The following is a 22,980-nucleotide window of genomic DNA, read 5'->3' on the forward strand; positions in this document are numbered from 1 at the left end:
CTCCACCCGCGCCCAGTGTCAGAGGCCCAGTGTCAGAGGCTCACGGCAGACTGAGCCTCATGCACACGGTGGTCTCGCGGGAGGGCTCGGGCATCGGCCTACGGTCGGTGCCCGAGTCGGGTGCGCCCGCGGGCGAGCCACGGATCGTCGACGAGTCCCGCCTGGGTCGGGAGGTCGCCGCCGCCGAGACGTCCCACGTCCGCTGGACCTGGGACGACACCAACAACTGGTACCCGGCCGTCCTCGCCGAGGGGGTCAGGGTCGACCGCGCGCACGACCTCCGGCTGGCGCACGCCGTCCTGCGCACCTCGGTACTGGCCGCACAGACCGCGCTCGCCCAGGCGGGCCCCTCGGCCTGGGACCGGCTCTCCCCGGTCCCGCCACCGGGCGGCCCGACGGCGGCCGCGCTGGCTCGCCCCGACCGCCATCCCGGTGCCGAGCCGCTCTTCGAGCTCGGCGAGATCACGGCACCGGCAGGTCGCCCCGGATCGGCCGGAGGGCGCCGTCCCGAACCGGCCGAGGAAGGTCGCTTCGAGCCCGACGGACCAAGCCCTCGACCGGGCGGCGCAACCACGGCGAACAACGGCGACGAGCCTCTTGACCCCACCGCGGAGCTGACCGCCCAGCTCCGCGCGCTCAAGGACAGCAGCGATCCCGGCCGCCTGCGCCTCCTGCTCGCGGCCGAGTCGGCAGGAGCGCTCGCCGCCGCCGAGATGCACCACGCCGGCCTGCCCTGGCGGGGCGACCTGCACGACGAGGTGCTCACGGAGGCGCTCGGCCCGCGGCCCCGGCCGGGGGCGCGCCCGGCGAAGCTGGAGGCGCTGGCCAACCAGATCCGGGACGCGCTCGACGCCCCGCCCACACTCAACCCCGACTCCCATCCGGACCTGCTGCGCGCCATGGAGTACGCGGGCGTGGGCGCCCGCAGCTTGCGCAAGTGGGAGCTGGAGAAGCTCGACCACCCGGTGATCGCCCCGCTCCTGGAGTACAAGGGGCTTTACCGCCTCTACACCGCGAACGGCTGGAACTGGCTCGACACCTGGGCGCCCGACGGCCGGTTCCGCATGGAGTACGTGGTGGGCGGTGTGGTCACGGGCCGCTGGGCGAGCACGGGCGGCGGGGCGCTGCAGCTTCCGCACAGCGTCCGCCGGGCGGTCGTCGCCGACCCGGGCTGGACCTTCGTCGTCGCCGACGCCGCTCAGCTCGAACCGCGCGTGCTGGCCGCCCTGGCCCAGGACGAGCGCATGGCCGCGGCGGGCCGCGGCACGGACGGTGCGAGCACCGACATGTACGCAGGGATCGTCGCGACGGGCGCCGTCGACTCCCGCGAGCACGCGAAGGTCGGCATGCTCGGCGCGATGTACGGGGGCACCACCGGCGTCAGCGCGCAGGTGCTACCGCGGCTCGCCCGCGCGTTCCCGCAGGCCATCGATCTCGTCGAGCGCGCGGCGCGGGCCGGGGAGCGTGGCGAGGTGGTCACCACCCGGCTGGGGCGCAGCTCACCGCTGCCGGGCGAGTCGTGGGCGGCGGTGCAGGGTTCCGCGTTCGACGAGGACGCCGGGGCCGACGCCCAGTCCCGCGCCCGCAGCCAGACCCGCTCCTGGGGCCGGTTCACGCGGAACTTCGTGGTCCAGGGCACCGCCGCCGAGTGGGCGCTGTGCTGGATCGCGTCCATCCGCCGTCGGCTCTGGGCGCTGGGGGAGTGCCACGAGGACGACGCCGGACTCGCGCCCGCGCCGTTCAGCACCCGCCCGCACCTGGTGTTCTTCCTGCACGACGAGGTGGTGGTGCACGCACCGGCGGCGCTCGGGGACGCTGTCGCGCAGGAGGTGCGGGCCGCCGCCGTCGAGGCGGGCAGGCTGCTGTTCGGCGACTTCCCGGTGGACTTCCCGCTCAGCGTCGCCGTGACGGAGAGCTATGCCGACGCCAAGGGCTGACCGGCCGCCGTCAGGCAGCCAGCAGGCCGACCGCCGCGGCCACCAGCCGGGCCGAGCGCTGCGCGGCGTCGTCGACGTGCGTCAGGAACTCGGTGCCGTCGGGCGCACACAGGTCGGAGACGGCGCGCACCGATACGAAGCCGACGCCGAAGCTGTGGCAGAGCTGCGCCAGCGCCGCCGACTCCATGTCGACGGCGAGCATGTCGGGGAAGTCGGCGCGGAGCCGCATCGCCAGGTCGGCGGTCACGAACTTCTCGCCGGACCCGATGGTGCCCTCGCGCAGGACCGGGGCGACCGGAGCGCCGACGTCGGCCCCGACGGCAGGGGCCCAGGCAGTAGCAGCCGCACGCCGGACGACGTCGACCAGCCCGGGCTCGGCGTCGTACGCCTCCGGCATGCCGGGGACCTGACCGAGTGCATACCCGAAGGCGCGCGCGTCGGCGTCGGCGTTCACGTAGCGGGCGCCCAGCACGATGTCGCCGACGGCGATGTCCTTGGCGAGCCCGCCGGCGCTGCCCGCGCTGATCAGCGGCACGCCCGCGCCGTACCGCAGGATCGCGCTGGTACCCGCGGCCGTCGTGTTGACGAAGCCGATGCCGCTGCGGACCAGCACGACGGGGCGGCCGGACAGGGTGATCCGCCGGTGCTCGGCGTGGCCGATGCGTTCGGGTTCGCCCACCTCCGAGGCGAGGGCGAGGAACGGCGCGGCCTCGTCGTCCATCGCGACGAGCACGACGGCGACGGGCGTCGGGGCGCTCACCGGTCGACGCCGGTGTCCGTGCCGGCCGCTGCGCCGCCGGCTCCGGCGTCGCCGGCTGCCGCGCCACCAGCCGCCGCACCAGGGGCCCCCGCATCGCGAGCCGCCGCCGCACGCGCGGCCGCGTCCCGAGCCGCCAGATCGTCGGCCGACGCCTCGCCGGGGGCTCCCTCGGCGAACACGGTCGACCACACGCCGCGCGCCGAGAGGAACACCGACGCCGCCTCCTGCGCGCCGCTCAGCGAGTGGTTGGCGCCCCAGCCGCACTGCACCTCGTTGGCGGCGGGCACCTCGGTGGCCTTGACGATGTCGCGCATCGTCGCCTCGACCAGGCCGAGGACGTCCTCGTAGGCGGGATCGCCCTGCAGCATCAGGTAGAAGCCGGTCTGGCAGCCCATCGGCGAGAAGTCGAGGACGGCGTCGGAGTGGTTGCGCGAGTGCTCGGCGAACAGGTGCTCCAGGGAGTGCACGGTCGGCATCTCCAGGTGCGCGGTGTTGGGCTGCGTGAACCGCACGTCGTACTTGACGATCACGTCGCCGGCCGGGAGCTGCTTGCGGTCCGCGAGCCGCACGTACGGCGCCGCCACCGCCCGGTGGTCCAGGTTGAACGACTCGACGTTCATCCGGGGCGGCGTGCTGGGGGCTGGCGTGCTGGATGCTGGCTCGGTCACGGCAAAAGCCTATGCCGTCGAGGGCTGCAGGACATGCGACCGGGCATGTTCGACGGCGGCGGGCAGCTCGGTGAACAGGTGGCTCTCGTGCCGCAGCACCCGGGTGAGGCCGACGGCCTCCAGGAGCTTGCGGTGCTCGGGCCGGATGCCCTTGACGAGCACCGCGACGCCGCGCTGCTCGAGTTCCAGCACGAGGTCCGCGAGGGCCCGCGCCCCGGTGGCGTCCACGTGCCGCAGGTGGGAGAGCCACAGGATCACCACCTCGACCGGCTCGTGCCCGCGGGTGTGCGCGGTGACCTCGCTCAGCACCCGGTCGGACGCCCCGAAGAACATCGCGCCGTCCAGCCGGAACAGCGCGATCCGCTCGTCGCCCTCGTGCGCGACGCCGGGCAGCGGCTCGCGGTGCACCGACGTCGCCCCGGCGATGGCCCGCAGCGCGAAGAACGCGGCGATCAGCAGGCCGATCTGCACGGCGTCGATCAGGTCGAACGCCACGGTGATCACCGCGGTCACCACGAACGTGAGCGCGTCCGGCCGGGTGGAGGTGAGCACCGAGCGGATGGTTCCCGCGCCGATCATGCGGAACGAGGTCACCATGAGCACGCCCGCCAGCGCGGCGAGCGGTATGCGCCCCACCGGCCCCGTGGCCAGGTAGATCACGGCGAGGATCACCAGCGCGTGCACGACGGCGGACAGCCGGGTGCGGGCCCCCGAGCGCACGTTGACCGCCGTCCGCGCGATCGCGCCCGTGGCCGGGATCCCGCCGAACACGCCGCTCGCGAGCGAGGCGAGCCCCTGACCCACCAGCTCCCGGTCGGGGTGGTACGGCCCGGTGCCGCCCTGGCGCTCCGTCGGCATCGAGGCCGCGACACGCGCCGAGAGCAGCGACTCGATGGCGGCCAGCGCCGCGATGGCCAGGGCCGCCCCGACGAGCTCGCCCACGGCGTCCGGCGTGATCTCGGGCAGCACGGGGACCGGGAGCGAGCTGGGCAGCTCACCGATGCGCGGCACGGGCGCGCCCAGGACCTCCGCGAGCAGGGTCACCAGCGCGACGGCCACGAGCGATGCGGGCAGCGCGCTCGCCACCCGCGGCAGCACGAGCATCACGGCCGCGACGACGGCCACGACGGCCAGCGTCCAGGCCCAGGTGGGCGCTCCGCCGTCGGACAGGCCGCCGCCGGACGGCGCGAGCGCCTCCCCGACCGAACGCACGGCGGTGAGCAGTGTGTTGTGCCCGGTCTCCGCGTCGATGCCGACGGCGGCCGGGACTTGCTGCAGGAAGATGATCGCCGCGATGCCGAGCGTGAAGCCCTCGACGACGGGCCACGGGATGTAGGTGACGACGCGGCCCAGCCGGAGCAGGCCGCAGGCCAGCACGATGAGGCCGCCGAGCAGGGTGACCAGGGCTACCGAGCCGAGGCCGTGGTGGGCCACGATCGGCGCCAGCACCACCGCCATGGCGCCGGTGGGCCCGCTGATCTGCACGTTCGACCCGCCGAACACGGCGGCGACGACGCCGGCCACGACCGCCGTCACGAGCCCGGCCGCCGGTCCGACGCCGGAGCTGACGCCGAACGCGAGCGCGAGCGGCAGGGCGACGACGCCGACGGTGATGCCCGCCAGGAGGTCGGCGCGCAGGGTGCGGGGGCGCAGGTCGTAGTCGGTGTGCGACGGTACGAGGTCGCGGATGTCGATGCGTTCCCGGAGGGCGGTCAGCAGGGATGCCCTGCCGTTCATGCGGGGGTCTCGACGAGGTGGGCAAGGATGTCGTGAAGCGGCTCGGTGTCCACGATTTCAGGACGTTAGCAAGGCCCGGACCGGCCCGCCCCAGGTAACCGGACAAGCCCGCCCCAACCGGCACGCGGTACTACGCTGCGGGGTGTGAGCAGCAGCGACACCCCGACACTCGCCCAGGTCGTCGGCGCACTCGACGGCCTCTACCCGCCGGCGACGGCCGAGGGGTGGGACGCCGTCGGACTAGTGGCGGGGGACCCGGCGACGCCCGTGCGCAAGGTGCTGTTCGCGGTGGACCCCGTGGCCGCCGTGGTCGACCAGGCGCTGGAGTGGGGCGCCGACCTGCTCGTCACCCACCACCCGCTGTTCCTGCGCGGCGTGAGCTCCGTGGCCGCCACCACCTTCAAGGGTTCGGTGGTGCACCGGCTGCTGACCGGCGGCTGCGCCCTGCACGTGGCGCACACCAACGCGGACGCCGCGCCGCGCGGCGTGGCGGACGCGCTCGCCGACCTGGTCGGCATCACCGACCGGCGGCCGCTCGCGGTGAACGGCGGCGCCGACGACGAGACGACGCCTGACGGCGGGACGACGCCCCCGGGTGAGACGCACGGCGGCGGGACCGGCGGCCGACGGGGCATCGGCCGGGTCGGCCGCCTCGCCGAGCCCACCACGCTCGCCGACTTCGCCCGCCGGGTCGCCGCGGTACTGCCCGCGACGGCCCAGGGCATCCGGTTCTCCGGCGACCCGGACGCCCCCGTGGCCACGGCCGCCGTCCTCGGCGGGTCGGGAGACGGCTACTTCGACGCCGTCCGCGCGGCCGCCGCCGACGTCTACGTCACCTCGGACCTGCGCCACCATCCGGCCTCCGAGCTGCGGGAACGCGCCGAGTTCGAGGCCCGCGCCGCCGGCGGCCGCGGCCCGGCGGGCACCCCGTTCCTCGTGGACACCGCCCACTTCGCGAGCGAGTGGCCCTGGCTGCGCTACGCCGCCGAAGATCTCACGACGGCGCTCGCGGCGGCCGGCCTCACCGTGGAGACCCGGGTCAGCGAGCTCGTGACCGACCCGTGGACCGGCCAGGTGCCGTCCCGCTGACCGGTCCGGGTGAACCGGCCCGCCGTCGTCCACAGCCCGGCCCTCCGGGGGCGCTCGACGTCGGTGGCCCGGGGTAGCGTTGGACCACCCCCAGAACTCGACCGAGAGGACGCCTCCCGTGGCTACCGCACCACCCGAAGACCAGCGCAGGCTCCTGGAGGTCCAGGCACTCGACACCCGCGCCCAGCAGCTCGCCCACCAGCGCAGGAGCCTGCCCGTGCTGACGAGGCTGAGCGAGCTCGACGGCCGGATCGGCGACCTGCGGGCCTCGCTCATCGAGTCGCGGACCCGGGTGGCCGACCTGCGGCGCGAGCTCACCAAGGCGGAGGCCGACGTCGAGCAGGTCCGCAACCGCGCCGCGCGCGACCAGGAGCGGCTGGACTCGGGCGCCGTGAGTGCCAAGGACGCCGTGGCGCTCACCGATGAGCTCGGCTCCCTCGCCACCCGCCAGGCCGCGCTGGAGGAGATCGAGCTCGACGTCATGGAACGGCTCGAGGCGCACGAGGACTCGCTGGCCAAGGTCGAGGCAGCCAACGACGAGCTCGTCGCGGAGAAGACCGAGGCAGAGGCCGAGCGGGACGCCGCATGGGCCGACCTCGACTCACAGGCCCAGGCGCTCGCGGGCGAGCGCGTCGCGGCGGTCGAGGGGCTCGATGCGGGGCTGGTCGCCCTGTACGAGAAGATCCGGGCGCAGCTCGGCGGCACGGGCGCCGCCGTGCTGAACGGCAACCGCTGCGAGGGCTGCCGCATCGACCTCCCGCCGGGTGATGTCGCGGCGATCAAGAGCGCAGCGCCCGAGGCCGTCGTGCGCTGCGAGGAGTGCGGCCGCATCCTGGTCCGCGTCGCGTCCGGCGCGACGACCGGGGCTGCCGCCGGATGAGCGAGGCGCCCGGACTCGACACCCACCTGCGGCCACCGGCCGCGATCACCCGGTTCGACGGCGCGCTCCCGCTCACCGTCGTGCTCGTGCGGCACGGCGTGACGCCCATGACGGAGGCCGGCGGGTACTCCGGGTCGGACGTTCCCGGCCCGTCGCTGAACGCCCGCGGCCGGCTCCAGGCGGCCCAGGCCGCCGACGCCGTGTTCCGCATCGGCCGCGCGTCGCGCGACGGGGCCGCCTCCTCCGGCGGCATGCGCGGCGGCGGCCTCTGGCCGGACCTGCCCCGGCCGACGGCGCTGGTCGCCTCCCCGACCGTGCGCACACAGGAGACGGCGGCCGCCGTCGGACGGCGGCTCGGGCTGCACGTCACCACCGACGACCGGTTCGCCGAGTGCCGGTTCGGCGAGTGGGAGGGGCTCACGGCCCTGGAGATCGAAGAGGGCTGGCCGGGCGAGCTCATGCAGTGGCACTCGACGGGCACGTTCGTGCCGCCCGGCGGCGAGTCCTATGCGCAGCTCGGCGCCCGCGTCTGGGACGGCCTCGCCGACCTGCTGGCCGGCGGCGTGGACCGCACGGTGGTGGTGGCGGGGCACGCGGCGCAGATCCGGACCGCCGTCGGGCAGGCGCTGGGGGCGCCCGCCTCGTACTGGGCCCGGCTGCGCATTCCGCCCGCCTCGCTGTCTGTGCTGCGCCTCTGGGAGGACGGGACGACGGAGGTGACAGCCGTCGGCGTCCCGACGGACGGCTGAGCTGTACGCCTGTACGGCTGAAGCTGCATGCTTGTACGGCTGGAACTGTACGGCTGAAGGTGCGCGCCCGGGCCGCCGGTCGACCGAGCTACGGGTCGCTCGACGGGCCTGTTGGTCGCTCGACGGAACTACGGGTCGCTCGGCGGAGCTGTCGGTCGCCCGACGGAGCTGTCGGTCGCCCGACGGGGGCTGCTGCCGGCCGGGAAAGCGCCCCGCGGGAGGGTGTTGCTCTGCGTGGACACTGTTCACTGTCAGCAACACAGCCTGAGGAGCAACTGTCTTCCCCGGCGCCTGCGTTGCCCGCTACGGGTTGGTTGCCGGGCGGCCCTGCGCGCGCCGCAACGTGCCCCGGGCGAACGCCGGCGCGAGCGGCACCAGAGCCAGCACCAGGACGGCGGGCAGCACGAACCCGAGCCGCAGGTTGTCCGCCCCGACGAATCCCGTGAGCACCGAGCCGAGCAGCGCGCCCACGTAGTTGAACTGGTTGAAGCGCGCGATCACCGCGTCGGTTCGGGCGCGGTCCGGCTCGGCTGACGGTTCGGACGTCGGACTGATTGAGTCGGTCGAACCGATGGGGTCTGCCGAACCGATGGGGCTTGCCGAACCGATCGTGCCTGCCGAACCGATCGTGCCGGTCGAACCAATGGTGGCGGTCGAACCGTCCACGGGGCCTGCGGCGATGCGCCCGGCCGCCGAGAAGCTGAGCGGTGCGACCAGCGCGACGGCCGCACCGAGGATCGTGAATCCCGCGACCGCGACCTGCCAGGACGGCGCGAACGCGACCAGCGCCAGCGCCGCGCAGGCCAGGACCGCCCCGATCCGGAGCAGCGGCGTCACGCCGAACCGGGTGACGAGGTACCCGCCCGCCAGGCGCACCACGATCGAGGTCACGAGGTAGGGGAAGGTCGCGAGCGCGACCAGGTTGCCGGGGGCGTCGAACGCGCGGGCCAGGTAGACCGGTCCCCAGGCCGACGCGGTGGTGTCGACCATGTAGAACACGACCAGCCCGATCCCGACGAGCCAGATAGGTCGCCACGGGATGGGGCCGGCATCAGGCGGACCTGAGGACGCGGGGCTCGATGGCGCGGTGTCCGATGGCGTGATGCCCGATGGCGTGATGCCCGGCGGCACCGACGGCACGCCTACGGCCGCCGTCGGGCCAGGGAAGCCGAGCCGGTCGCGCCGCACGTCGAGCCCAGGCGTCGCCGCACCGTGCGCCTCGGGCGCGACGCGCGGCAGGAACGGCGCGAACGCGATCACCATCGGGACTACGACCACATAGGTGCCGACCGTGGGAGAGAGGTGCCCCGTGGCCAGCGCGATCGCTGCGGCGCTGATGCCGCCGGTGGTCCAGTAGCCGTGGGACGACGGCAGGATGGGGCGGCCGTACCGGTGCTCGAGGTCGACGGCCTGCATGTTGGTGGTGGCGTCGACCAGGCCCAGCGCGATGCCGTAGACGGCGACCCCGCCCACGAAGACGCCGACCGCTGGCGCCAGCGTGAGCGCCGGTACGGCGACGACCATCAGGGCGAGCCCCAGCCGGAGCAGCGGCGCGCTGCCGACCCGCCGCACGGCGCGCTCGGCGGCGAGGGAGCCGACGCCCGCGAGCAGCACCATCATGAGCAGCAGCAGCGAGAGGGCCACCTCGTCGAGGCCCCACCGGTCCAGGAACCGCGGCAGGCGGGTGGTCAGGCTGATGAAGACGAAGCCTTGCGCGAAGAACGCCGCGGCCACTGCGATGCGGGCGCCCGTCAGGCTGCTGATCCTCATGAGGGGTCATCAAACCGGTCGGCGGGCCTTGGCGCCAGAGGCGCGGCCCAGCCGTTACACAAGCCCGCCCGACCGGGGGCGCTCAGGCCAGGACCAGCTCCAGCGTCCGCGGGCCGCGCGGCGTGCCGTCCAGCAGGTTCGCCTCGATCAGGGTCTGGTCCCGGCCCGAGCCGATCTCGGTGAGCAGCACGGAGCCCACCAGCTCGTGTGCGGCTTTCAGCACGTCCTCACTGTTCCGGGCCTCGGGCTCGCGGCGCAGCAGGTGCCCGGCGAGCACGCCCCGCGTGTGCTTGGCGTTGTGCGACACCACGCTCCGCTTCCCGTCGGTCTCGCGCAGCACGCGTACCTCGACCCACTCGGCGGCCCCCGCACCGGTCGTCCGCGGCCGCCAGGCCGCGACATAGGTCGCGGACCGGCAGTCGACGACGACGTCGCGCGCGGCCCGCGCGTCGAGCACCTCGGCCAGAGCGAGCTTCCAGAACGTGGCGAGCCGGCCGACGTCGGGGAGCCCGACGCCCATGCCGAGCCGGTAGGCGGGGATGCGGTCGCCGGGAGCGACGACACCCCACAGGCCCGAGAAGGTGAGGACGCTCGCCTGGGCGCGCCGCGCGGCGCCGTCGGACAACGTGGAGAGGCCGGCCGCCGAGTACAGGACGCCGGTGTAGACCTCCGCCGCGCGGGCGGCCGGGGCTGTGCGCAGCTCCGTGTTGCGTGCCACCTCGTCGGCGAGGCCGTCGCTCACTCCGAGGGCCGCCGTCGCGCCGGGCTGGGCGCTGACCTGCGCGAGCTCGGACAGGACCCGCTCGCGCCGGGCGGTGAGCTCCGGGTGGGCCAGGGCGTTCAGGTCGAGGGGAGCTGCGCCGGCGGGCGCGGGCGTCTTGCCCTCGGAGGGCGGAAGGAGCAGGAGCACCCGTACAGCCTAAGTTGCCGGGCCCGAGGCGCTGGCAACTTCCGGTGGCCTCGGCCCGAGGCCTCGAACGCGGGAGTGGTAGCGGTATCGCCCGCCCTACCGCTACCACTCCCGCGCTCGACGGCGACGTCGTCGGACAGTCCGCTCGGGTAAACTCGGTCTGCGGACGAGTCGGTCGGACGGTCGCGTCGGGGACCTTCGGGTGCCCGCCGAGGAACGTCCGGGCTCCACAGGGCAAGGTGGTGGCTAACGGCCACCCGGGGTGACCCGCGGGACAGTGCCACAGAAAACAGACCGCCCACGGCCGCGAGGCCGGGGGTAAGGGTGAAACGGCGGTGTAAGAGACCACCAGCGCGGTCGGTGACGACAGCGGCTTGGTAAACCCCACCTGGAGCAAGGTCAGACAGACTGTGTTGGAGGGCTGCCCGCCCGACTCTCTTCGGAGAGGCGCAGTCGGGTAGACCGCTCGAGCCCTGCGGCAACGCAGGGCCTAGATGGATGACCGTCGCCCGTGCCAGGGTAACCGGGCGCGGGAACAGAACCCGGCGTACAGACCGGCTCGTCCGCTTTTATAGCCCTGACCAGGGCATTCAGGCTGCCGCAGGGGGTGCAGTCCGCAGAGAGTCCGCAGGAACTGCACCGAGAACACTGTCCACAGCGTCGCGGGTCCGGTCGTCGTCGTCCGGCCACAGGTGCGAGTAGGTGTCCAGCGTCTCGGCTGCGGACTTGTGTCCCAGACGCGCCTGCACCACCTTCACCGACGCCCCGCGCCGGATCAGCAGGCTCGCGTAGTAGTGCCTCAGGTCGTGGAACACCACGGCACCGCGCGGAAGGTCGCCGAGCGCTGCTCGTGCTGACTTGATCAGCGTCGGGCTCGCATCGTCAGGCGGGACGAGGCCCGCCGCTCGCGCCTGAGCGACGAGAACACCCGCCTTGGCGGCCGACACCCCGAGTGTTCTCGCGACCGATCGAACCCGGTCCTCTGGCGAGGCGTCCAACCACGCGAATGCCGCGAGCACGGTTCGCCGGGCCGCCGTCCAGAAATCGTTGAACGCAGAGCGGCGGAGTGCACCACCCTCCGAGTTCGTGAAGATGAGCCCGTCAGCCCCGGTCGAGTACGTGCTCAGGTGGACAGTGAGGGCATCGACCACGGTCTGCGGCAACGGGATCTCTCACTCCGACGCCTCGGTCTTGAGTTCGCCGAACTCCGGGCGAGCGCCGTTGACGGAGACGAGCTGCCGATCGACCGTGACTGTCCTCCGCATGAGATTGACCCGGTCCAGAGTGAGCCCGAAGACCTCACCCTGCCGAAGTCCAGTGCCCGCAGCCGTCACCACAAGGGCGCGGTAGCGGTCCGGGATCACGTCCCGGAGGCTGAGCACGACCTCCGTCGAGAGGGGCACGACCTTCTTCTTGCCGGGCTTGGGTGCCGTAGCCGTGACCGTGGGGCTCGTTGCGATCTTGCGGTCACGTACGGCGGACGCGAGCACGGCCGAGACGTACCTGTGGATGACGACGACCGTCGAGGGCGCCAGTTTGTCGCCAAGCGCCTTGTCGAGAGCCCTGATGTCGGACGGCGTGATGTTCTTGAGTCGCTTGTCACCGATCGCGGGATACACGTGATTGGTGAAGTGTCGCCGCACCAGGTCGGCGGTCGACTTCCTGTGACTGGCGATCTCGCGCCACGTCTCCGCGTAGTCGCGGAACGTGATGTCGCCGGCCTTGGGATGGACGTACTGCCCAGTCACGATGCTCGTCGTCACCTCGTCCAGCCAATCCTGAGCGTCAGTCCTGCGGTCGAAGTGGCGTGAGTGTTCGTGCTTGTCCGCGTCGCGGTAGCGGGCGCGCCACTTACCGTTCGGTCTCTTCTTGATGGACGCCATCGGTCTTTCCTTCCTGTGGGGTATCCGGGGGCTCTTGGGGGTCTTCGCGCAGCGGGAGGCCACGTCTGTCACGCCACTGGTCGGGGATGAACCAGACGTGCTCGCGTTCGAAGATGGTCTGCTTGACGCGCTCGGGATTGCTCTTGCGGGCGAGCAGCGAATCGCGCTCCCGCTCGACTTGTGATCGGGCCATGTCGGCAATGACCTCGGTGGTGTAGGTCAGGGCGTTGCCGATCTGGTTGTGGTCGGCCAGCCGGTCCCAGCCCGGGAGCCGGATGCCGACATCGATCGCGTCGTCGAGGTCACGGCGTTCGCGTTCGAACTCGATGAGTGCGTCGGTGGCGCGTTTGGCCAGGGCGAGGGTCTGGCGGGTGCGGGCGGCGACGTCGCGGGTGGCGGTCGCCAGCTCGGGTTCCTGCAAGAGGTCTTCGATGCGGATTTCAAGGGCTTCGGCCAGGTCGATCGCCTCAAGGAACTTGAGCGGGCGGTCTCCCTTCTCGATGGACCAGACAGTGGCCTGGGACCACTTCCAGCCGCGCTTGCGCATCCAGTCGGCAAGAGCCTTCTGGCTGCGGAGGCCTCGATGCTTGGTGAGGTTCTGTCCAACGTGTACGTCTCGCTCGTCTGCTGCCACCCACCAACCGTACTAGCAATTCTTGTTTACAGCAACTAGAAAGTATGTTTCACTGGAATTCACAGTTCGATATGACTAGGGAGTGTGGTCGTCGTGGAGTCTGATCCGATGCTGCGTACCCGGGAGGTCTCCGAGCTCCTGGGCGTGCCGGAGAACACGCTGCGGTGGTGGCGGTACACCGGCAGGGGCCCGGACTCGTTCCGGCTCGGTCCGCGCCGGGTGGTCTACCGGCGCTCGAAGGTGCTGGCCTGGCTCGCTGCGCAGGAGGCTGCTGGTGCCAACCACACGATGGTCTGATCCCTCCCAGGGCAGGCGAATGAACGGGGCTCGGACACTTCGGTGTCCGAGCCCCGTTGCCGTTCCGGCCAACGCCGCCGTCGCGAGCCGTGCCGCGCCATCGACGCCATCGTCCTCGCGTCCGTGCGGTGCGAAGGAGTGGATCGCCGGCTATCTGTCTGCCCGCGGGGGTGAGGCCGTGGCCGCCGAGGTGATCGAGGCCGGGCGCCTTCTGGGGTTCCCGGCGTCCACGCTGAAGAACGCCCGACCGAAGGCGGCCGACACATACCGGATCGGGTACGGCACGGCGCAGAAGACCTACTGGCGACTCCGCGCCGACGTCGGCACCGCCGTTGACGCGCGGCCCGCAGATACTCCGAGTCTCGCGGACACCGCAGATCCCGCAGCGGCCACAGTGCCCGCCGGGACCGCACGGCCTGCACCGGCCACAGGACACACGGACACCAGAGAGCCCGCTGGCCGCGCAGGTCCCGCGCTGCCCCGCGACACCGCCTCACCGCGACCGGCCGGAGCGGCCCGCCCGCGTCGTGCGCGTCGTCGACCTGGCGGTACTTCGGCATCGGGGTCCGGGGTGCAGCAGCCGACGCTGTTCGCGGTGATGGGGGTGAGCGAGCCATGAGGCGCGACCCGGAACGGGCCGGCTGGCGTGCCGTCGAGGATCTGAGGGCTGAGGCGCGGGCTCGTCGGGAGGCGGCCCGCCACCTGGCTTTCAGGCGCTCGTATCGCCTCGCCGAGACCACGGCGAGCGTCCTGTTGTGGGCGCAACTGGCTGCCCGCCAGGCCGCGCTGGCACTGCCAGACGACCCGGACGAGGCCGTGGTGCAGGCTCGGGCGTTCCGGCTGCTGGACGAGTCCTGGTGGCGGCCGTCCGATCGCCACAAGCGCGACCACCACGTCAAGCAGGTAGGTAACGCCGAGATCGGCCCAGTGGGGCAGTCGCCGGATCGCCCTGGTATCCCAGGCGGCGTCCCGCGTCGCCGGGCTCGCGGTGACGTTACCGGGGTGGATGGCCCATGAGCCGGACCCTGCGGCCGAGCGACGGAAGCTCCTGCCTGCGTCTCGCTGTGCGGGGAGGGGCGACGGTCGCTCGTATCGCGCCCGCCACCGGGCGCCCGGCCAGGGGAGACCTGCGCGCCGACGCGCGCGCGTCCTCTGAGGCCGGTTCCGCCGCCGTGCGGTCGGGCCCGGTGCAGCGGCTCGCGCCGTCGGTCGGCGGTCCAGAACGCGCCGGGGTCGTGGCCTGGGCGGCGCGGGGGTCCCGCCTTGCCGACCCCTCCCCCCGCCGGTCCTCGCTCCGGCCCTCCTTGACATCCGCCGTCCTCTCCCTACCTACCCCGCCGACCTCCACCTGCCCCACCGTTCCTCACCCCGTCCTGCCTCTCCCCAGCCACACCTGCCCCACCATCTCCACCACCACGTCCTGCGCCCTCGCCTCCCCACAAGGCAGCACACCTGAACCGGCCCGGGTTTGATGCCGCTGCTGTTTGAGTCCGAGAGGATGAACAGCATGCCGAAGAAGATCGATCCCCAGCTGCGTGCGAGGTGCGTACGACTGGTGCGCGAGCACCAGCAGGAGTACCCCACCCTGACCGCGGCGGTGACAGCGGTTGCTCGCCAGGAAGGTGTCTCGAAGGAGTCGGTGCGGCGTTGGCTGGCTCAGGCCGACGTCGACGACGGAACTCGGCCCGGTGTCACCAGCGAGGAGTCCGCCGAGGTCAGACGCTTGAAAGCCGAGGTCAAGCGGTTGCGGGAGGACAACGAGATCCTGCGGAAGGCCTCGATTTTCTTCGCGGGGGAGCTCGACCCCCGAAACCGCTGATCTGCGCGTTCATCGACGAGATGAGGAGTCAGGGCTACGCAGTCGAGTCGATCCTCCGCGTCCTGCACCAGCAGGGCCTGCCGATCGCTGCGAGGACCTACCGGGCCTGGAAGCGCCCGACCCGTATCGCGGACCGCACGATCACCGACGCCGTGGTCGAAGACACGGTCCGCGACCTCGCGTGGACGTTCAACGACGTCACCGGGCGCAAGCAGATGACTCCGGAGGGCCTGTACGGGCGGCGGAAGTGGCTCGCCCTGCTCCGCCGCCAGCACGGCCTGGCCGGCACGTCCCGCGGTGCGGTCGACCGGGCGATGCGGGCCCTCGGTCTTCAGGGTGTCGTCCGGGCGAAGAAGCTGCGCACCACCATCCCGAGCTCGGACGGGAAGCGTGCCGGTGACCTGCTGGGCCGCGACTTCACGGCCCCTGCACCGAACCGTGTGTGGGTCACCGATTTCACCTATGTCCGCACCTGGGCCGGGTTCGTCTACGTCGCGTTCGTCCTGGACGTGTTCGCCCAGCGGATCGTGGGCTGGCACGCCAGCTCCAGCAAGAAGGTCGAGTTGGTCATGACACCGCTGCGGATCGCGCTGTGGCAGCGCGAGAGGGAAGGAAACCCTGTCTCACCTGGGGATTTGATCCACCACAGCGATGCCGGGTCTCAATACACGGCGATTCGCCTGACCGAACACCTCGCCCTTGAAGGCATCAACCCGTCGATCGGGACCGTGGGCGACGCCTACGACAACGCCCTGATGGAGACCGTGAACGGCCTGTTCAAAGCGGAATGCATCCGCACCACCGTGTTCCACGCCGGCCCCTACCGCACCCTCGCGGACGTCGAGTACGCGACCGCCGGCTGGGTCGACTGGTACAACAACCGACGCCTCCACGGCTCTCTCGGGATGCTCACCCCGATAGAGTTCGAGACGCTCCACTACCAGGCACTCACCCGAGAGCCCGAACCCGCAAAGTAGCGGCAGGGAACCCGGGCCGGTTCACACCTCAGGCAGTTGAGGAGCGGTGGCGGTGTTGGCGTTGGGATGCGTTTGCGCCGTTGGCGGGCCGGTGGACGGGCTGGGCTGTTCGTGTTTGGGGTGGTGGTCGGTCGTGGCGGTGAGTGTGCATCGGATGAGTGTGGGTGAGGGGACGGACTATCTGACCCGGTCGGTGGTCAATGCCGACCGTGACATCCCCAGCCGGCAGGGCGATGGGCTCGGGGTGGATCCGGTCATCGCGTACTACACCGAGGCGGGCACCCCACCGGGGTATTGGCTCGGACGCGGCGTCCAGGAACTCGGTGGCGGAGGTGTGCTCGCCCCGGGCGACCGGGTGACCACCACGCAGCTTCAGCGGCTGCTGGACGCGGGCCGGGACCCGGTCACGACCGAGCCGCTGGGACGGGCTTATCCGAAGATCGTGCCGCTGGGTGAGCGGATCGAGAAACGCACCGCCGCCCTGGACCCGAGCCTGAGCCCGGCCGAGCGGCGGGCCGCGGTGGAGCAGATCACCCAGGACGAGAAGCTGGCTGGGGACCGTCACGCGGTGGCTGGGTTCGATCTGACGTTCTCTCCGCCGAAGTCGGTCTCGGTGTTGTGGGGCCTGTCGGACCGCACGACCCAGGCCTTGATTCTGGGTGCGCATCAGGCCGCCGTCGCGCAGACCCTCCGGTTCATCGAGGAGCACATCGCCGCCACCCGGACCGGCACCGACGCCGGCGACGGGTCGGTCGCCCAGGTGGACGTCACCGGTCTCATCGCCACGGCGTTCGACCATTGGGACTCCCGTGCCCACGACCCGCAGCTGCATACCCATCTGGTGGTCGCCAACAAGGTTCGCGCGGTGACGGATGGGAAGTGGCGGACGGTGGACTCGCGGGCGTTGTTCAACGCGAACGTCGCGTTCAGCGAGCACTACGACGCGGTCCTGGCCGACCGGCTGACCGCCAGCCTCGGCCTCCAGTGGGAACGACGCGCGGCACGCGGCAGGAACCGTAATCCGGGGTTCGAGATCGTCGGGGTGAGCGAGGAGCTGATCCGCGAGTTCTCGACCCGGTCGGCCGATATCGAGCCCGCCACTGACAGGCTGATCGCGGAGTACCGGCACAAGCATGGGCGGTCTCCGTCGCGGGGCACGATCAACCGGCTGCGGGAACAGGCGAACCTGGCCACCCGCCCGCCCAAGACGATCGAGTCCCTGGCCGACCTCACCAAGCAGTGGAACCAGCGCGCCGCCCGGGTCCTGGGCCGGGACCCGGGCGGCTGGGCGCGGGACCTGATCGCCCAGGCCGCCCGGGAACCGGGGCGAGCGTTCACCGCTACCGACGTCCCGAACGAGGTGGTCGAGAAGGCAGCGACGGTCGTGCTGCGGGTGGTGGGGGACAAGCGGGCGACGTGGAAGCACTGGCACCTGTGGGCTGAGGCCGAACGCCAGACCAAGCACTGGCGCCTGGCGACCCACCAGGACCGCGTGGACGTCGTGGCCCGAATCGTCGACACCGCCGAAGCCGCCTCGGTCCTCCTGACCCCGCCGGAACTGGCCCCGGCCCCGGGTTTCCTGCGCCGGGCGGACGGCACGAGCATGCTGCGGCCGAAGCATTCCCGGGTGTTCACCTCCCAGTCCGTCCTGGACGCCGAGACCCGACTCCTTGACGCCATGACCCAGCACACCGCACCCCACCTCGATACCGGCCGTCTCGGGGCCGTTCTCGCTCAGGGGGTACACCCTTCGGGAGAACCCGGCGCGTTGTTCACCGCATCGGGCCTTACTCCAGGACTGCACGGTCCAGGAGGGCCTTCGATCGGTCGATCCGGCGCCGGTACATCCGAGGGCTTCGCATCCACTCGTAGCACGCCGTCTGCATCGCTATGCAGAGTCTCGCCAATCGCGGCCAGTCACGCCTTGAGAACTTGCCCGACTGCAAGTCGCCCAAGGCGTCCGCAAGGCCCTTGACTGTCAGCGCCAAACCTCGGCTCCTGCCAAGCCGGGGTCGGAAGGCGTGAGCCTGCACTTCAAGCAGGGACAGCACCAACGCCCGAACGGAAGCAGCAAGCTCGCTGTCGCGTACCCGAGGACCGCTCCTCATCCGCAGGGCTGCATTGCCAACATCCCACGCCGCCGCAGAGAGCGCCGCAACAGCATCGTCCAGCTTGCTCCTTCGTCGGATCCGCGTGTCCCACCAGAAGGTCGCCAGGACCGTCGCTGCGGCAGCGAGAACTCCGCCAACCCATCCATCAAGCCATCCGATCATGGCGCAAGGATCCCCCGGCTTTTGACGAGCGACAAGGCTGTCAAACACAACTGTCGTGCCGATGCCGACCGGCTCGGCCGGATAAGGGGCGTCGCCCTCACCGAGTCCAGGAAAAGTCCACAAGATGTCCGACAGCCGCCGGAACTGACCGGCGCTGACCAACGCAAGAACCGCTAGATTCCAACGATCCCAACGTGGTCAGCACCGGCCGTTCCCCAGGTCCGACTTCGAGCTCTACTGCCACGACATCTGATCCGCGCCGTTGCGGGATCGATGCAAACGCGAACGGTCGAGATGCGTTCGGCCTTATGGGGCGACGCAGTCGAGGAACCTGGACAGCTCGACGGGTATCTCACCCTGACCGTAGTGGGATCCAGCCTCCCGATCACAAGCCGCAGGCCGACCAACCGGACGACCCGTGGCTGGTTGGGTGCAACTTTGGGCGTCGAGACGACAGAAGATCGGTAGGGTCTGACTCGCAGTTCGTCTGTGGCGCCCTCCTGAACGCTGCAGCGGCGTTCGGTGTCCAGATGGTGGTGGAGGGTAGGGACTATGCGATCGATTCGTGCGGTGCTCTTGGCTGTGGTGACCGCAGCGGTGTGTGTGGCATGTGGGGCACCCGCCGCTGGGGGGCCGGATCTGCCCGTGGTCCCGACACTTGTGACGAAGGCGATTACGTGTGAGACGGCCTTCGAGGGTTTCCAGGGCGATGACGAGCGCGTGCGTCAGCAGGCCGAGTTCGACAGCCTGGTCGCATGCGAGACGCGGGAGCACTGGATCGATGTCGGTGCTGATGTTCTGAATGATTCCCAGGAATCACTCGGTACCCGTCTCGAGCAGCTCTGTGATGACGGGTTGCGGCACGCCGAGACTCCGGTGTGCCGCAACCCGTCGTAGATCAGTTACAGCGTCAGTTGGTCATGATGCTATATCCAGTGCCCGGGAGGTATGCGGCGACTGGCGCGAAGAACAGGGTGTCGCTGCACTGCCTGGAAGCGCTCGCCGGATCTCCAACGCAGGTGTTCCCTGCGTTGACCATTCCGCTAATGACCCCGGTTGCAAATGCGTAGCTTTCGGAGTTGACGGCAAAGACCGGGCCACCCGAGTCCCCGCTGCCACCTGCTGGGATACCGGTCGACTGCACAGTTCGTGCCAAGTCGCCGTACACCCCATCAGCCCCGTAGTCGACGGTCAGGTCAGTGTGTGTGATCTGGTTGTTGTAGACCGTTCCGGTCGGCGCCCCGGAGTAGTGCACGTAGTGGCCCACGATGGGTGCCGTGGTCCCCGCGATATACACGGCTGTGGTGGATGTGTTCTCCCCGAGGTACATCGCAGGCATGTAGTCCTGACCGCTGAGCATGATCGCGTCGTCGATACCGATTGGACTTGGCACACTCAAGGGCTGCAGCCCGATGTCGTCACTGACCTGGTACCGGCCGACGCGCCAGTTCCGCGCGCCGGCGGGCTGCGCACAGTGATTCGCGGTCAGGAGCCTTTCTGCACCACTGGAATTCGCGACCGCGAACGACGAGGAGCACACAACGTAGTTGCCGGGGACAGACAGGTTCCTGATGATGTCGGCGCCGGCCTTGTATGGGGCATAGTCCAGGTCTCGGGACGCCGCCTCAGGGGAACCGTCGACCTGTGTCGAGATGGGGATCCCGTCGATCGTCGTGGTTGCTCGTGCTCGCGGTGTAGTCGCGAGTCCCACGTCGACTCCCGAATGATCGGGAGAGGGAGCAGCCCAGCTCACTTCGGCGCCGGCGAGCGTCCCACCGTCGACGATCTGTCGTGCGGCAGCGATCAGCTCGTCACCTGCGTAGAGCGACCGCTTGACGACCACATCATCATCGACGCCGGCGGCATCGACAACCTCCTGAAGCTGGCTCGTTGCGGCCTGCGGGTCCACCCAGATGGTCAACACGTCGGACTGGTCATCCCAGACGAGTGACACGGGCCCGAACGTGCCGTAGACCTCGTTTGCGACGGACATGACGGCGTCTGGCACGTTGCTCTGCACGGCTTCGCCGCCCGGGACGGTGTCTCGCACCTCCGTTGCGTCGCGGTGGTCCTTATCGTCGGCTGCCGCGCTGAGGCTGGCGTCGCCAGCCAAGAGGGAGGTCGGTAGCGAGCCCTGCTGGTCAGCAGCTTGCGCCGAACTCACGGCGGCCAGGGACAGGAGACCGCACAAGGCGAGGCTTGCGAGCTTGCGGCGATTTGCGGGTGTCATAAATCTTCCCTTCGATCGAGTTCTCTCGTTCAGGGCAGGGGTCAATCTATGACAAATCACCTATAGCATCGCCGGGTTTCACCCAGTCCAGGCCCGCTCTTGGCTTCCGATGGCGAAATCAAGACGCTCCGAGGCCTCGCTGCCGCGATGCTGCCGTTCAGTTTGAGGGTGGCCATCGGGCGAAGATCCCGCAGGTGCGCTCAACAGAGGGTCGCCGGCGGAACGGTCTTCACCTCACATGTCGGATGCGTCGTCTGTCCCGGTCCAACTGTCGGCCACACCGCGACTGGTGCCAGCAAGGCCCGGCACGATTAAGCCAAGCCGTGCAGTCCGCACACAGTCCGCAGAGAGTCCGCAGGAGCCCCACGAAGCGCCGTCAGCCCCCAACGCCGCCAACGCTCACGAGCCGCAGAATTCCAACGTTCTCAGCCGATCCCGCCGGGTACCCCGACAGGCCATAAAGCCTGCCGGGGAAACCCGGCGTACAGACCGGCTCGTCCGCCCGCAGGCATCCGCTCAGCGCCTGGTCTCGTACCATCGCCCGCGCCTACCCGACCACATCGGCGCAGCTCAGCGCCGCCTCCGGCGCAGCAGCGCCGTCGGTGCGCCGCAGGTGAGCCTCACCCCATACCCTGACTCCCTCGACGACGGGCAGGACGGTCATCCCGTACGGGGTGAGCCGGTAGATGACGGGCGCCGGAACCGGTCCGGTCACCACCCGTTCGACGAGCCCGTCGGCCTCGAGCTCGCGGAGCTGTTCGGCCAGCACCTTGGGCGTGATGGGCGCACCTCGGCGGCGCAGCCCGGCGAAGTGGGACTCTCCGTGGGCGAGCCAGTAGATCAGGGTCAGCTTCCACTTGCCGCCGATCGCGGCGAACGCGGCGGCCATCGGGCAGCCCGGCAGCGGATTGGGGCGAGAGGGGTTACCCGCAGGTGCCTTCTTGTTCACGGCTGTGCTCCGCTCGATAGTCGAGACCATGACCATTGCATACCGAAGAATTCCGTACCGAAGGATCCTGACCGCAGGCCTTTCCGCCGCCCTGCTGTTCGCGACGGCGGCCTCGGGCGGCGCCGCACCGGCTCACGCGTCATCGACGATCGCGGACGGCCAGCGGGACTTCGACTGGGAGATCGGGACCTGGCGCTCGACCGTGCAGGTGCTCGCCGACCCGCTCTCGGAGACCCCGGACGAATGGCTCCGGTTCACCGGCACCAGCACCGTGCGCCCGCTCGCGGACCGGCGGGCCAACGTCGTCGAGTTCGAGGTGTCGGGGCCGGACGGCAGCATCGACGCGCTCAACCTGAGGCTGTACGAGCCGCAGGCGCAGCGGTGGAGCCTGACCTTCGTCAACCTGCGCGACGGCCTGCTCACCCCGGCGGTGTACGGCGGCTTCCGCGACGGCGTCGGAGAGTTCTACGGCGACGACCAGCTCGGCGGCCGCCCGATCAAGGTGCGGTTCCTCATCACTCGGGTGAGCCAGGACGAGGCGCGGTTCGAGCAGGCTTTCTCGGCCGACGGCGGAACGACGTGGGAGACGAACTGGATAGCCGTGGATCGCCGAATCCGGCGCTGACGCTCAGCGAACGTGAGAGAAGTGTGTGGATCGCAGTGAATCGCTTCTCCGTCTGGCTCCTCCAGCACTGCTCGGCTACGGTCGAAAATGGTCAAGCAATGGCCATCGCAGTGCCGTAATCAGACCTGTCGATGGAGGACCGATGACTCAGTCTCTGCACGACACACCGCTCGATCATGTCCTGGCCCTCGGGGACAAGACCCCGACCGGCCGCTTCCGGGTCGACCTGTCGACCGAGCGATGGTGGTGGTCCGACCAGACCTACCGTATCCACGGGTTCCAGCCCGGCGAGGTGGTGCCGACGACCGCCATGATCCTGGCGCACAAGCACCCCGACGACCGCGAACGCGTGCGGCACGTCCTGGCTGAGGCCCAGCGGTCTGGCGAGCCGTTCGCCACGGTCCACCGGATCATCGACGCGACCGGGCGGCACCGCGTCGTCTCGATCGCCGGCCAGGCCGTTCGGGACGACGACGGCTACGTCGTCGCCCTCGCCGGATACGTGCTCGACCTCACGGACAGCGTCAAACGCCTCGCCGGCGAACAGGCGAACGAGTCCATCCGGATCGCTGCGAACAGCCGCCGTGACATCGAACAGGCCAAGGGGATAGTCACCGCCTTGCTCGACATCGGTGACGACGAGGCCTTCGAGCTGTTGCGCCACCAGTCCAACACCACCAACGTCCCCGTCCGGGAGGTCGCCCGCCGGCTGGTCGGCCGGGCGCGAGACGCGCTGGGTGAGGTGCCCCTGTCTCTCGACTTCCTGTCCCAGGTGCTGCGCGGCGACTAGGGC

At 70.8% G+C, this 22,980-nt stretch carries 20 protein-coding genes, 1 other RNA gene and 1 pseudogene; 12 read left to right on the forward strand and 10 right to left on the reverse strand.

Going from position 1 to position 22,980, the window contains the following annotated elements; genetic code table 11:
* The first annotated feature begins 59 nt into the window (after positions 1 to 59).
* Positions 60 to 1,937, forward strand: coding sequence for a bifunctional 3'-5' exonuclease/DNA polymerase (locus tag AC0QU1_RS07945; RefSeq protein ID WP_483575740.1), 1,878 nt, complete (start codon positions 60 to 62; stop codon positions 1,935 to 1,937).
* 10 nt (positions 1,938 to 1,947) lie between these two features.
* Here the strand turns inward: AC0QU1_RS07945 and mtnN are convergent, their stop codons facing one another.
* The 3 genes and pseudogenes from mtnN to AC0QU1_RS07960 all read right to left on the reverse strand — a co-directional run bounded on the left by mtnN (position 1,948) and on the right by AC0QU1_RS07960 (position 5,102).
* Entirely contained in the window at positions 1,948 to 2,697 is a 750-nt protein-coding gene (gene mtnN / locus AC0QU1_RS07950) for a 5'-methylthioadenosine/S-adenosylhomocysteine nucleosidase (protein WP_483575742.1), read from the reverse strand.
* Between the two features lie 170 nt (positions 2,698 to 2,867).
* Positions 2,868 to 3,317: pseudogene (locus AC0QU1_RS07955) on the reverse strand (S-ribosylhomocysteine lyase); the annotation flags it as partial.
* Positions 3,318 to 3,374: 57 nt separating this feature from the next.
* Complete coding sequence (locus AC0QU1_RS07960) at positions 3,375 to 5,102, reverse strand: SulP family inorganic anion transporter (RefSeq protein WP_483575744.1); 1,728 nt, start codon at positions 5,100 to 5,102, stop codon at positions 3,375 to 3,377.
* 144 nt (positions 5,103 to 5,246) lie between these two features.
* Between AC0QU1_RS07960 and AC0QU1_RS07965 the strand changes: the two genes are divergently transcribed.
* The 3 genes from AC0QU1_RS07965 (at position 5,247) to AC0QU1_RS07975 (ending at position 7,820) form a co-directional block, all read left to right on the forward strand.
* Positions 5,247 to 6,191: a Nif3-like dinuclear metal center hexameric protein gene (locus AC0QU1_RS07965; RefSeq protein WP_483575746.1), complete on the forward strand. Its 945-nt coding sequence runs from the start codon at positions 5,247 to 5,249 to the stop codon at positions 6,189 to 6,191.
* A 118-nt stretch (positions 6,192 to 6,309) separates the two neighbouring features.
* Positions 6,310 to 7,071, forward strand: a complete 762-nt coding sequence (locus tag AC0QU1_RS07970; RefSeq protein WP_483575748.1) for a zinc ribbon domain-containing protein — start codon at positions 6,310 to 6,312, stop codon at positions 7,069 to 7,071.
* Entirely contained in the window at positions 7,068 to 7,820 is a 753-nt protein-coding gene (locus tag AC0QU1_RS07975; RefSeq protein ID WP_483575749.1) for a histidine phosphatase family protein, read from the forward strand. Before AC0QU1_RS07970 ends, AC0QU1_RS07975 begins: the two co-directional genes overlap by 4 nt.
* A 303-nt stretch (positions 7,821 to 8,123) precedes the next feature.
* Here AC0QU1_RS07975 and AC0QU1_RS07980 read toward each other — a convergent pair whose 3' ends face one another.
* Both AC0QU1_RS07980 and AC0QU1_RS07985 read right to left on the reverse strand, forming a co-directional pair.
* Positions 8,124 to 9,590, reverse strand: a complete 1,467-nt coding sequence (locus AC0QU1_RS07980; protein ID WP_483575751.1) for an MFS transporter — start codon at positions 9,588 to 9,590, stop codon at positions 8,124 to 8,126.
* A gap of 82 nt (positions 9,591 to 9,672) precedes the next feature.
* The gene (locus AC0QU1_RS07985; RefSeq protein ID WP_483575753.1) at positions 9,673 to 10,500 is read right to left on the reverse strand and encodes a YaaA family protein; all 828 of its coding nucleotides are present in this window, start codon (positions 10,498 to 10,500) and stop codon (positions 9,673 to 9,675) included.
* A 167-nt stretch (positions 10,501 to 10,667) separates the two neighbouring features.
* Between AC0QU1_RS07985 and rnpB the strand changes: the two genes are divergently transcribed.
* An RNA gene (rnpB, locus tag AC0QU1_RS07990) (RNase P RNA component class A) lies at positions 10,668 to 11,066 on the forward strand.
* A gap of 24 nt (positions 11,067 to 11,090) precedes the next feature.
* On the opposite strand, the gene AC0QU1_RS07995 is transcribed toward rnpB, so the two are convergent.
* The 3 genes from AC0QU1_RS07995 to AC0QU1_RS08005 are packed head-to-tail and all read right to left on the reverse strand — an operon-like array spanning position 11,091 to position 13,017.
* Positions 11,091 to 11,663, reverse strand: coding sequence for a tyrosine-type recombinase/integrase (locus tag AC0QU1_RS07995; RefSeq protein WP_483575755.1), 573 nt, complete (start codon positions 11,661 to 11,663; stop codon positions 11,091 to 11,093).
* A gap of 9 nt (positions 11,664 to 11,672) precedes the next feature.
* Positions 11,673 to 12,383, reverse strand: a complete 711-nt coding sequence (locus AC0QU1_RS08000; RefSeq protein WP_483575757.1) for a site-specific integrase — start codon at positions 12,381 to 12,383, stop codon at positions 11,673 to 11,675.
* Complete coding sequence (locus AC0QU1_RS08005) at positions 12,352 to 13,017, reverse strand: hypothetical protein (RefSeq protein ID WP_483575759.1); 666 nt, start codon at positions 13,015 to 13,017, stop codon at positions 12,352 to 12,354. Before AC0QU1_RS08005 ends, AC0QU1_RS08000 begins: the two co-directional genes overlap by 32 nt.
* Positions 13,018 to 13,125: 108 nt before the next feature.
* Between AC0QU1_RS08005 and AC0QU1_RS08010 the strand changes: the two genes are divergently transcribed.
* The 5 genes from AC0QU1_RS08010 to AC0QU1_RS08030 all read left to right on the forward strand — a co-directional run bounded on the left by AC0QU1_RS08010 (position 13,126) and on the right by AC0QU1_RS08030 (position 19,280).
* Positions 13,126 to 13,314 carry a helix-turn-helix transcriptional regulator gene (locus AC0QU1_RS08010; RefSeq protein WP_483575761.1) on the forward strand — a complete coding sequence of 63 codons (189 nt, stop codon included), beginning with the start codon at positions 13,126 to 13,128 and terminating at the stop codon, positions 13,312 to 13,314.
* Between the two features lie 615 nt (positions 13,315 to 13,929).
* Positions 13,930 to 14,331, forward strand: coding sequence for a hypothetical protein (locus AC0QU1_RS08015; protein ID WP_483575763.1), 402 nt, complete (start codon positions 13,930 to 13,932; stop codon positions 14,329 to 14,331).
* A gap of 490 nt (positions 14,332 to 14,821) precedes the next feature.
* Positions 14,822 to 16,110 (forward strand): IS3 family transposase gene (locus tag AC0QU1_RS08020; RefSeq protein ID WP_483574796.1). Its coding sequence is split into 2 segments (ribosomal slippage): positions 14,822 to 15,095 and positions 15,095 to 16,110, totalling 1,290 coding nucleotides; the frame shifts between segments, so codons are not numbered across the junction.
* A 154-nt stretch (positions 16,111 to 16,264) separates the two neighbouring features.
* Positions 16,265 to 18,085: a MobF family relaxase gene (gene mobF, locus AC0QU1_RS08025; RefSeq protein WP_483616438.1), complete on the forward strand. Its 1,821-nt coding sequence runs from the start codon at positions 16,265 to 16,267 to the stop codon at positions 18,083 to 18,085.
* A 943-nt stretch (positions 18,086 to 19,028) separates the two neighbouring features.
* Positions 19,029 to 19,280, forward strand: coding sequence for a hypothetical protein (locus AC0QU1_RS08030; protein WP_483575764.1), 252 nt, complete (start codon positions 19,029 to 19,031; stop codon positions 19,278 to 19,280).
* A gap of 13 nt (positions 19,281 to 19,293) precedes the next feature.
* On the opposite strand, the gene AC0QU1_RS08035 is transcribed toward AC0QU1_RS08030, so the two are convergent.
* Entirely contained in the window at positions 19,294 to 20,613 is a 1,320-nt protein-coding gene (locus AC0QU1_RS08035; protein WP_483575765.1) for a chymotrypsin family serine protease, read from the reverse strand.
* A 547-nt stretch (positions 20,614 to 21,160) separates the two neighbouring features.
* Positions 21,161 to 21,592: a winged helix-turn-helix transcriptional regulator gene (locus AC0QU1_RS08040; RefSeq protein ID WP_483575767.1), complete on the reverse strand. Its 432-nt coding sequence runs from the start codon at positions 21,590 to 21,592 to the stop codon at positions 21,161 to 21,163.
* Here AC0QU1_RS08040 and AC0QU1_RS08045 point away from each other — a divergent pair.
* Both AC0QU1_RS08045 and AC0QU1_RS08050 read left to right on the forward strand, forming a co-directional pair.
* Positions 21,591 to 22,187 carry a hypothetical protein gene (locus tag AC0QU1_RS08045; RefSeq protein WP_483575769.1) on the forward strand — a complete coding sequence of 199 codons (597 nt, stop codon included), beginning with the start codon at positions 21,591 to 21,593 and terminating at the stop codon, positions 22,185 to 22,187. The two genes, AC0QU1_RS08040 and AC0QU1_RS08045, sit on opposite strands and share 2 nt — an antisense overlap.
* A gap of 142 nt (positions 22,188 to 22,329) precedes the next feature.
* The gene (locus AC0QU1_RS08050) at positions 22,330 to 22,977 is read left to right on the forward strand and encodes a PAS and ANTAR domain-containing protein (protein WP_483575771.1); all 648 of its coding nucleotides are present in this window, start codon (positions 22,330 to 22,332) and stop codon (positions 22,975 to 22,977) included.
* Positions 22,978 to 22,980: the final 3 nt, after the last annotated feature.

Source organism: Promicromonospora noduliphila, assembly GCF_056951025.1.